The following is a 10,535-nucleotide window of genomic DNA, read 5'->3' as shown; positions in this document are numbered from 1 at the left end:
CGCGGACGCCGCGAGGCGGGCGGTCGAGATCACCCCGTCGAGCGCGGTGCGGCTGGCCGCGCCGAGGAGCCACAGCTGCGGACGGGGGTCGGGATCGGCGACCGGCGCGCGTTCGGATTGCGCCACGACGACGTGAGCGTTGGTTCCGCCGAATCCGAGCGAGCTGACCCCGGCGACGCGGGGCCGGTCCGGGTCCCAGTCGGTCGTGGTGTCGGCACAGCGGAAGGCGGACCCGGCGAGTCCGAGGTCGGGATTGGGGTCGGCACAGTGCAGGGAGGCCGGGATGACTCCCCGCTCGACCGCGAGCACCGCCTTGATGAGTCCTGCGACCCCGGCCGCCGCCTCGGTGTGCCCGATGTTGGACTTGATTGACCCGAGCCGACACCAGGGGCGATCCGCCTGCCCGAACACCCGGTGCAGGGCGGCGACCTCCACTGGATCACCCATCCGGGTGCCGGTGCCGTGCCCCTCGACGTAGCCGATGTCCCGTGGATCCAGGCCGGCGCCGGCGAGCGCCTCGGCGATGACCGTGGCGTGTCCGTCCACCCCCGGGACGACGAACCCGGCCTTGGCGGCTCCGTCGTTGTTGACGGCACTGCCCCGGATCACCGCACGGATCCGGTCCCCTGACCGCACGGCGTCGCCGTACCGGCGCAGGACGACCGCGCCCGCCCCCTGGGTGAACACGGCTCCGGTGGCCCCGCTGCCGTAGCTCCGGGTGTGCCCGTCGACGGAGAAGGGACCGTCAGGGATGTGGACGTACCCGCGAGACGCGGGTACCCGCACGGTGACCCCGCCGGCGACCGCGATGTCCGATTCGCCGCTGCGCAGTGATTCCGCCGCGAGGTGGACCGCGACCAGCGAGGTCGAGCAGGCGGTGAGCACGGTCTGCGCGGGCCCGGTGAGGTTCATCCGATAGGCGATCCCGGTTGCGAGGTAGTCCGGCATCGTCCCCAGCGCGATCTGCATGGCGTTGGCCGGGTCGGTTCCCCCGGACGGGTCGAAGGACTGCCGGAATGCGTGGTGAAGATAGGCGGAGGGAGAGCACCCGGCGAACAGTCCCACCCGGTCGACGCCCGAGCCGTGCCCATGGCCCGCGTCGTCGAGGGCGTGCCAGACCTCCTCGGCGAAGACCCGGTGCTGCGGGTCCAGATATCTGGCCTCGTGCCGGGTGAATCCGAACGCGGCGAGGTCGACGCCGTCGATCGGGCCGAGGTCCGACCCGGCGGGAACGAAGCCCGGGTGGTCGACGAGCCCCGACGGCGCCCCGTCGCGACGAGCGGACTCGCGATCGGTCCGCAGCACCCCCTCCCTCCGGTCGAGCAGCAGTCGCCACAGCGCGTCGACGTCGGGCGCTCCGGGGAGACGACACGACATCCCGATGACGGCGATGTCCGTCTCGTGGTGTGCGAGTCGCGGATCGACGGGACGGGTCATGAGAGGGTCTCCTGCCGGATGCGGCGGCGTTGACGCCCGCGCTGACGAGCCTGCGCGAGCGGATCGTGCGCATCGGGGTCGGTGGCGGGCCCGGCGCGGTCCGGGTCGGGGTGTGAGCTCGAGTTCGGGCTCGGGTTCGTGTCGGGTTCCCGGATCGGTGCGGCCTGCAGGCCCGCGGCCAGTGATCGGATGTCGGGATGGGCGAAGAGCTCCGCGAGCTCCACCCGGTGTCCTCGGTCGCCGAGTGTCCTGCGGAGGCGGACGAGATCCATCGACGTCATCCCGAGCTCGAAGAAGCCGCGGTCGAGCTCGTCGTGCCCGGGGGTCCGTCCGAGCAGCTCGGCGACCGTCTCGCGGACGAGGGACAGCACACCGCCACCGTCGTCCTCTGAGGCAAGGCGTCCCGGGATCGTCGCGGACCGGGTACGGCCCAGCCCGGCGGCATCGCGTCGGGGCACACCCGGCGTCGCCGTCGAGGGGAAGCCGGACTCGTGCCAGCGGTCGTCTCCGTCGGCCAGCGCCGTCACCGTCGCGGCCAGAACATCGGCGATGCCGTCGAGGACGCCGCCGAGGAAAGCGTCCTCCACCGCGTCGAGGACGAGCAGCAGCGAACCGTCGGTGTCGCGGAAGCTCTGGAGGTCGATCAGCACCTGCGGGGTCGAGCTGATCGAGTGGACCGGCTGACCCAGCTCCGCCAGCGCATCACACGCGGCCGGTCCACCGGTCCACCCGGTCAAACCCGAGGAGTAGACCACGGGCAGCACGCCGGTGCCGCCGCCGGAACGGAGGTGCTCGCGTATCCGCACGTTGCCGTGGCCGGAGCCGTCGCGTCCGAGATCACGGACACCCTCGAGCAGGCGGGTCGCCGCGGCTCGCGCTCGCTCACTCGTGGAACGGCCGTCCGGGGGGTCCACGACGACGGTCGAGGTGTATTCGCCCACGACGTCGCGGTGCTCGGCGGGGCGATCGAGAACGGTGACCACGACCGGAGGGCGGTCCCCGTCATCGGTGGCCAGGAGCGCGCCGAAGGCGGTGACGAGGACCGCGTCCAGGGTGGTCCGGTGTACTGCACACCGCCGGATCAGCTCCGTGGTCGTCCGCGGGTCGATCTGACGGCGTCGACGGGTGAATCCCGAGCTCCCGGGTGGGCGGACCGGCAGTAGGACGGGTGGCCTCGGTGTCCCCACCTGCGCCGACCCCACCGTCGCCGTCCCGACAGGTCGCGACGACGACGCCCCGGCGGCCACGCCGGCGCGGGCGTCCGCCCAGCTGAGGAAGTCCACCGGGGGCCGGGTGACGGGGCTGCCCCGGTATGCCGCGGTGAGGTCGCGGGCGATGATCTCCGCTCCACGGACGTCGCAGAACAGCATGTCGAGGATGAGCACGACCATCCATCGGGAGACCGCCGAGGCGGGAGCCGGTAACCGCACGGCGCGGAGCTCGAGCCAGGGCCGCCCACTCTGGGGGTCGTGGATCCAGGACATCTCCTCGGCCCGGCGGCGTTCACGCTCGGTGCGCACCTCCGCGACCGTCGCGGCGCCCAGATCCTCGATCTGCAGTCTCGGCCGGGCGGAGTTGTCGATGACTTGCCGGCCGTTGTCGTCCACGCGTGCCGACAGCATGGGATGGGCGTCCACGACCGCGTCCAGTGCGCGCTCGAGCGCCACGACGTCGAGGTCGTCCACCTCGACCTCGGTCCGGTAGCGGGGCGCGACCGGGCGACCCAACCACGGGTCCGCACGGCCCACGAGATAGGCAACCTGCATCTCCGTCAGAGGGGCGCTCGTGACCGCCGCCCTGGTGGGTTCCGCCGTGACGGGCTCGACCGTGCCCGACGCGTCGACGACGCGGGACGGGCTTGTCGTCGCAACCGAGGACATGGCCGGGCCTGACGGACGGGTCGCGGGGGCCGACGACGACGTGGACCTCCGGCCGAGGCGCAGCGTGACCAGCTGGTCCTGCCCCCCTGCGGTGGCGTCCAGCTTCAGACCCCCCTCGGGCGCGGACTGCTCGATCCGGCTCAGCCATCGGCCCGCCGCGAGCAGCTGCGACCCGAGCGGCCCCTCTCCGGCGGAGATCGTCACCTCCACACCGGATCCGGCACGGGCCACGTCGAGAAGATCCGCTCCCGACTCGTGCGGGACCTGGGCCGCTGGAGAGAGTGAGACCGGATCGGCCGGCGCAGCGGCAGCGGGAGCCGGAACGCCCGCGGCCACCTGTGCGGGCCGGTCGCCGGGTTCGAGGTCCGCGTCGTCACGGAGGATTCCGCCCAACGGTGTCGCGAGGAGTTCCTCGAGGTCCGGCCGGGAGCCGGTGAGGTCTTCGACGAGGTTCGCTATCCGCACCACGGCGAGTGAGTCGAGCCCGGCAGCCAGCGGTTCGAGAGCCGGATCCACGTCGTCCGGGAGCAGTGCGGCCAGCTCGGGCACCAGACCTGCGATACCTGTCGCGTGCACCTGCGGCCGTTCCCGCACGGAGTCGGGCTCCTCGTCCCGCGTGTTCTCCGACTCGACGAGGTCCGGTGCCGCGGGGGGAGACAGCGCGGGTCCAGGCGGCGCAGGGGTAGACAGCACCGGGGCCGACCACGCGGAGGCAGACAGCACCGGAGCCGACGACGCGGAGGAGAAGGGGTCGGGAAGTGCTTTGTGGTCGATCTTGCCGTTCGCCGTCACCGGCAGCTCTCGGTGGATGATGACAGCGGTCGGGACCATGTACGCGGGCAGCGCGTCCCGGAGCGCAGCGCGGATCGCGCGCTGGTCGAGACCGGACTGTGGGGTGAGGGCGACGTGACCGACGAGGCGCTTGCCACCACCGGGGCCGTCGACCGCGCTGCAGACCCCTGCCCGCACTCCGTCGAGGCGTGTGAGAGCCGCATCGATTTCACCGAGCTCCACGCGATAGCCGTTGACCTTGACCTGGCGGTCGACGCGGCCGAGGAACCGGATGGTCCCGTCGGGCAACCACATCCCCTCATCGCCGGTGCGGTAGAGGCGCTCGTCGTAGACGGGATGGACCCGGAACCGTTCCGCGGTCTGCTCCTCGTCGCCCAGGTACCCGCGCGCCACGCCGGCGCCTCCGATGAACAGCTCGCCCGCGACGCCGACCGGAACCGGCTCCCCGTCCGGGCCGTCGAGGACCCGGAACCACTGTCCGTCCAGCGCAGTGCCGTAGGGAACGGACGGCCACTGCGGATGTACATCACCGATCACGTGGTGGATCGACCAGATGGAGGCCTCCGTGGCCCCACCGAGACTCACGACGACGGCGTGCGGCGCGAGGTCGCGGAGTCGATCCGGCAACGTCACCGGGATCCAGTCGCCGGACATCATCACCAGCCTGAGCGAACCCAGCGCCGTGCGCGCGCGCTCCCGATCCGACTCCGCGTAGTCGGCGAGCATCTCGGCCAGTGCGGGTGCGGAGTTCCAGACCGTCACGCCCTCGGTCTCGATCGTGCTCAGCCAGTGCTCGGGATCGGCCTCCGCACCACGGTCGGGCAGGACCAGTCGCGCGCCGGCGGACAGGCCGCCGAAGATGTCCCACACGGACAGGTCGAAGCTCAGTGCGGACAAACCCAGTACGACGTCCGTCGGACCGGGTTCGAACCGGCGGGCCAGATCGTCGATCGTCGTCCTGGCCTGACCGTGCTCGATGGCGACACCCTTGGGCTCACCGGTCGAGCCCGAGGTGAAGATCGTGTAAGCCAGTCCGGTCGCCTCGACGGAGGCGGGATCGGGACGAACCGCACCGTCCGCCTGCCGCGGGACCACAGCGGGTATCGCCGTGACCCCGTCGGGCAGAGTCGTCCCCTCCGCGGCGAAGGCGAACCGGGCGCCGGCGCGGGCAGCGATTCGTTCGACGCGTGTGAGCGGCCATGCCGGGTCGACGGGCACGTAGGCGGCGCCCGCCGAGGTGATCCCGAGGACGATGCCGATCTGTTCCACCGATTTACCGAGCTGGACGAGGATCGGCTCCTCGGGTGAGACCCCCCGGGACGCCAGCTCACCGCGGGTCCACGCCGCGATGGATGCGAGTTCGTCGGCATCCGCGACCCGGTCGCCCTGCGAGACCACCCGCCGCCCTCCGTCCTCGTCCAGCGCCGCCAGCACCGGCTCGTGGAGACCCGGGCCGCTGGAGTAAGACACCGGTCGGGGCCTCGGGGTACGGACCCAGGGGTCGAGGAACAAACCCGGTCGCGTCCAGGCGGCCTCGTCGCGTGCCAACACCGCGACGGCCGCCTGGACCGCATGGCGCATGCCGTCGACGACGCTCTCGTCGACCGCTCCGATCACGTGGTCCCAGGCCAGGACGAGCTCGTCGTCCTCCTCCCAGTGGATCGCGTCGAGCAGGACCTGCGGGGTCTGGGACACCCCGAACCCGCGTCGGCCGAGCCAGGCGTCCGTGCGCGCCCCGGCGCGGTCCCCGATGGAGGTGGTAAAGACGACGGGGTGTTCGGGGATGCCGGTCGACGGCCCGAGCACCTCACCGACCACGCGCGAGGCCGGTACCGCGGAATGGTCCACCGCATCCCAGAAGTTGCGGGTCACCCTCACTGCGTAGTCCGCGAACCCCTCGGCGGAATCCACCCGGTCGGTGTCGAGTAGGGCGATCCGGGTGGTGTCCCCCACGCCCGGTTCCTCCCGTGCTTCGGGGTTGAACAGAGTGGTGACCAGACAGAAGCGGTCCCGGGCGCCGAAGCGCCGGAGGGCGAGAGAGAACAACGACGCGAGCGCTCCTGCGGGCGAGACGCCGTGCGCACGGGCCGCCGCGCGGAAATCCTCCCAGACGTCGTGGTCGACTCGACCCTCGGAACGCCGGAACCGCGGGGGGGTGATCTGCTCGGCCCGCAGATGCGCGGTGTCCCACGGCCCACCCGGCAGGTCCTGCGCTCTCCCCCGCCAGAACTCCATGGCGGCGCGCTCGGCAACCTCGGAGCGCCGGAGGGCGGGTGGGGGCACCACCCCGTTCCCCGGTGCGGCCTCGCCCCCTCGTTGGTGCCGGTATTCCGAGCCCCATTCGTCGAGAACACGCCGGATGCTGGGGAAGTCGATGAGCAACACATCGAAACCCACGCACTGGACCAGCGAGCCATCCGGTCGCAGGACCGCGGCGAGGGTGTGCACAGGCCATCTGTGAGCGGGCGCGCGACGGTGGGAGAGATCCTGACGAGCCCCCTCCTCACCCGCCTGCGGGTCGGGATCCGAGCGCAGGTCCACGATCTCGAACCGGTGGACCCCTGGGTCGTCGAGGATCCGACCCGCCCCGTCGCGACCGACCACCGCACGGAGCATCGGGTGACGGGCCACCACCCGGTTCCACGCCGACTCGAGCTCCCTCACGGTCGAGAGGGCGTCCGTACCGGGAGGCGGGGCGATCTCGTACTCGGAGTAGAAGTAGGTCGAGACCCCGCCGAGTGGGTAGTCGTCACCTCGGCCGACCCAGTAGGTGCTCTGTACGGGACTCAGGGCGAAGGTTCCCGGGACCGACTCGCGGTCCGCCCCGTCGGTGGAGGACTCGCCTCCATCGTCGACCCCACCCTCCCCCGCAGGCGACACCGCTGCCGACCTCTCCGTCGACCTCCCCGGTGACATCTCCGCGGCCGCGCAACGCCGCTCGAGTGACTCGAGGTCGATGTCTCCCACGAAGTCACGCAGGGGGACCCTCACCCCGGTCCGCTCCACCAGCAGCCTCTGGAGCCGCACCGCCGAGAGGGAGTCGAGCCCGAGGTCCACCAGTTTGCCCGGTCCCACCGAGTCGACCTCCAGGATGTCGCAGACGGCAGCTGCGACTACGGACCGGTTCGACGGCATGACCCCACCTCTCGCTCACACGGGAACAGTCGCCGTCCGGACGGAGCCACGGCGCCACCGGGACGACTCTATTGATAATGGGACTCGTTTTCAATACAGTCTCTACAGTCGTTGCTCGTCTCCCCAGTGCGAGAGGGACGACCGCCCGTCCTCGCACCATCACCAGGAAGCCGCCATGACATCACCCACCCCCACGGCAGTCGAGGTCGCCGTGATCGGCGCCGGACCGGCCGGTCTCACCGCAGCACTCGTGCTGGGCCGCCAGAAGCGGACGGTCGTGCTCATCGACTCCGGGCAACCGCGCAACTCGCCCGCGACCGAGATGCACATGTACCTCGGTCTCGACGGCCGGCCTCCCGGAGAGCTGCGCAGTGTGGGGATGGATGAGGTCGCCGGTCATCCGAACGTCGAGATCGTGCACTCGACCGTGACGGGCCTCGAGGTGACCGACGCCGACACGCCGATCCGACTCTCGACCTCGGACGGTGGCTCGTTCCTGGCCGAGCGACTGCTGGTCACCGCCGGAGTCCGCGACGACGTGAGCGGGATCCCCGGTGTGGCGGAGCGCTTCGGACAAGGGGTCTTCCACTGCCCGTTCTGCCACGGTCACGAGGTCGACGGGCGGCGACTCGCCGTCCTCACCGACGACCCGGAGAACCCCGCCCAGCCGGGGTTGCAGGCGGTCTATCTCGCCACCCACTTCTCCCGCGACGTCACCCTGCTCACCAACGGCCACCCGGTACCCGAGGAGATCCACGAGACCCTCGCACGCAACGGCATCGTCCTCGATCACCGTCCCGTCACCGAGGTCACGGGGACCGACGGCGCCCTCACGGTGTGCGCCGGTGGCGAGGACCTCACCTTCGGCGCGGTGTTCCACACGCCCCGCGAACAATCACGCCACTCCGTCCTCGGGCTCGAGATCGACACCGAGGGCGCGCACATCCTGGTGGACTGGCAACAACGCACGTCCGACCCGCGCGTGTTCGCGGCCGGCGACTGCGCCCGTCGTCGCGATGACCCCGTCCCGCTCGCCTTCGTGGCCCGCGCCGTCGCCGCGGGGCAGGCCGCGGCGCTGTGGATCGATCAGGACCTCTTCCGCGTCCGGGCCGGCCTCGGCTGACGCGACCCGACCCACCCACCGCTGCCCACTCACTCACTCACCTAAGGACCACCACACTCATGGACCGCCGCGGATTCCTCCGTCTCATCGCCGTCACCGGCGCCGTCACCGGTGCCGGACTCACCCTGGGCGCCTGCGCCACCGAGGACGGAGGCGGACACGGCGCCGGTGCCGGTTCCGGCTCGAACGGGGAGGGAGGCACCGTCCGCGTGGCCGCGATGGTCTCCCCGGGGGACACACTCGACCCCGCCGCCGCGACCTCACCGGGAACCTGGGTCGGCATCGTCGCCGTCTACGACTCACTGGTCGTCCTCCTCGACAACGAACCGGTGCCCCAGCTGGCCGAGTCGATCACCTCCAATGACGAGGCCGACGTGTGGACGGTCCGGCTCCGGCCCGGCGCCACCTTCTCGGACGGCTCCCCGGTGACCGCCGACGACGCCCTGGCCTCACTGGTCTACACCTCCGCCTCCCCGATGGCCGGGTCCTTCCTCGCCCCACTCGACGCCGACGCGTCCCGCGCTGTCGACGAGCACACGCTCGAGCTGCACCTCAGCGCTCCGCGCGCCGACTTCGTCGAGGCGGTACTGGCTCCGCAGAGCGCCGTGTTCAAGGGCGGAGACCCCCAGACCGGTGTCGGTTCAGGGCCCTTCGTCCTCGAGTCAGGATCAGCTGAGGACGGGTGGGTCTTCTCCCCCAACCCCCATCACCCGGGTGTCGGCATCGACCGACTCGAGGTGCGGTCGATCCCGGACCCGGACGCCCGAGCCCGCGCGGTGGTCTCCGGCGACGTCGACTACGCCAACGACCTCCCGGTCACCGCCGCACGCACAGTGACCGACCCGGCGCGGATCACCGAGGGTGGCCCGGCGGATTCCAAGGCGCTGGGTCTCATCCTCAACACACGGGTCGCCCCGTTCGACGACGAGAATGTGCGCACGGCGTTCAAACTGCTGGTCGACCGGGAGAGCCTCGTCGGCACCGTACTCGGTCAAGGCGCGGTCGTGGGCGAGGACGTCCTGGGCAAGGGGATCAGCAATTACCCCGAGGACCTCTCCGGGGTCACCCGCGACGTCGCCCGGGCGCGGACCCTGCTCGAGGATGCGGGGGTCGACGAGCTCACCTTGGTGACCTCGGACGTGGTCCCCGGCCTCAACGATGCCGCCGAACTCCTGGTCACCCAGGCCCGGGAGGCCGGCCTCACCCTCACGCTCGATCGGCGGGACCCGGCGGCCTACTTCGCCGACATCCCGGGGCTGATGAAGCTGCCACTGTTCTCCATCTACTGGGTCAACCGTTCGACGGCCACCGCGCTGCCGTTCACCACGGGTACCGCTGGCGGCTTCAACCTCGACGGATTCGGTGCCGATGCGAGGTGGGACCGGCGACTGGCCGACGCCGCGGCGATCACCGACGACGCCGAACGCCAGGCGGCGGTCTCCGAGCTCGCCGTGGAGGTGTCCGAGCGAGGGGGCCAGCTCATCTGGGGATACCAACCGTTCCTCAACGGCACCACCGACGCCGCCGGCGACGTCCCCTCGAGCCAGTCGGCTCCGTTCTTCGGGTCCCGCCCCGACTGATGACGCCCAGACGCGCGGGGGTGCGGATCGCCCAGACGCTCCTCACCTTCGCGGTCACCGTCGTGCTGGCCTTCTGGTTGGTCGACACGCTCCCCGGAGACGCCGCGACAGCGTCGTTCGTGACCACCGACGCCTCCTGGCTCACCCGCCGACGAGCCGAGCTGGGTCTCGACCTCCCTGTCGCCGAGCGGTTCGTGGAGTGGCTCGGGGGGATGGTCCTGGGTGAGCCGGGGCTCTCGGCCTCGGGCATCCCGGTCGCCGACCAGATCAGGGAGCCGCTCTCGCGGACCGGCCTACTCCTGCTCGCGGCGATCCCCGTGGCCGTGGTGGCCGGACTCGGCGGCGGGGTGCTCGCCGGAGCCCGGGCCGGGTCCCGTACGGACCGGAGGACCTCGCTCACCGCGGCCGTGCTGCTCGCGACCCCCGAGTTCGTGCTCGCGGTGATCCTCGTGGCGGTCCTGTCGATCCGGCTCGGTCTTCTCCCACCGGTGTCACTGGTCCCGCTGGGGGGCGGCCCGCTCGACCGCCCGCAGATCCTCGTGCTCCCGGCGGTCACCGCCGGGCTGGTCGTCGGCGCGTGGCTTCAGC

At 71.5% G+C, this 10,535-nt stretch carries 5 protein-coding genes; 3 read left to right on the top strand and 2 right to left on the bottom strand.

The features are described 5' to 3' along the window. Both G6017_RS09170 and G6017_RS09165 read right to left on the bottom strand, forming a co-directional pair. Positions 1-1,437, bottom strand: a 1,437-nt coding sequence (locus tag G6017_RS09170; RefSeq protein ID WP_182617057.1) for a beta-ketoacyl [acyl carrier protein] synthase domain-containing protein, incomplete at its 3' end; no start/stop codon positions are given. After that, complete coding sequence (locus G6017_RS09165; protein ID WP_182617055.1) at positions 1,434-7,244, bottom strand: amino acid adenylation domain-containing protein; 5,811 nt, start codon at positions 7,242-7,244, stop codon at positions 1,434-1,436. The genes G6017_RS09170 and G6017_RS09165, both read right to left, overlap by 4 nt. A gap of 175 nt (positions 7,245-7,419) precedes the next feature. Here G6017_RS09165 and G6017_RS09160 point away from each other — a divergent pair, with 175 nt between their 5' ends. The 3 genes from G6017_RS09160 to G6017_RS09150 all read left to right on the top strand — a co-directional run. Then, a complete protein-coding gene (locus tag G6017_RS09160) occupies positions 7,420-8,367 on the top strand; it encodes an NAD(P)/FAD-dependent oxidoreductase (protein WP_182617053.1) in 948 nt (315 codons plus the stop codon). 59 nt (positions 8,368-8,426) lie between these two features. Beyond that, positions 8,427-9,947 (top strand): ABC transporter substrate-binding protein, encoded by a 1,521-nt coding sequence (locus tag G6017_RS09155; RefSeq protein WP_182617051.1) that lies wholly within the window; start codon positions 8,427-8,429, stop codon positions 9,945-9,947. Beyond that, a partial coding sequence (locus tag G6017_RS09150; RefSeq protein ID WP_524536273.1) for an ABC transporter permease family protein occupies positions 9,947-10,535 on the top strand: 589 nt, incomplete at its 3' end. The genes G6017_RS09155 and G6017_RS09150, both read left to right, overlap by 1 nt.

Source organism: Dietzia sp. B44, from assembly GCF_014145245.1.
GTDB classification, from domain to species: Bacteria; Actinomycetota; Actinomycetes; order Mycobacteriales; family Mycobacteriaceae; genus Dietzia; species Dietzia natronolimnaea.
Note: the sequence above shows the minus strand (reverse complement) of the source record. Positions and strands in the feature narration are given on the sequence as shown.

Coding starts and splice junctions, on each gene's coding strand:
- G6017_RS09155 (WP_182617051.1), top strand. CDS start 8,427: ATGGACCGCCGCGGATTCCTCCGTCTCATCGCCGTCACCGGCGCCGTC.
- G6017_RS09165 (WP_182617055.1), bottom strand. CDS start 7,244: ATGCCGTCGAACCGGTCCGTAGTCGCAGCTGCCGTCTGCGACATCCTG.
- G6017_RS09160 (WP_182617053.1), top strand. CDS start 7,420: ATGACATCACCCACCCCCACGGCAGTCGAGGTCGCCGTGATCGGCGCC.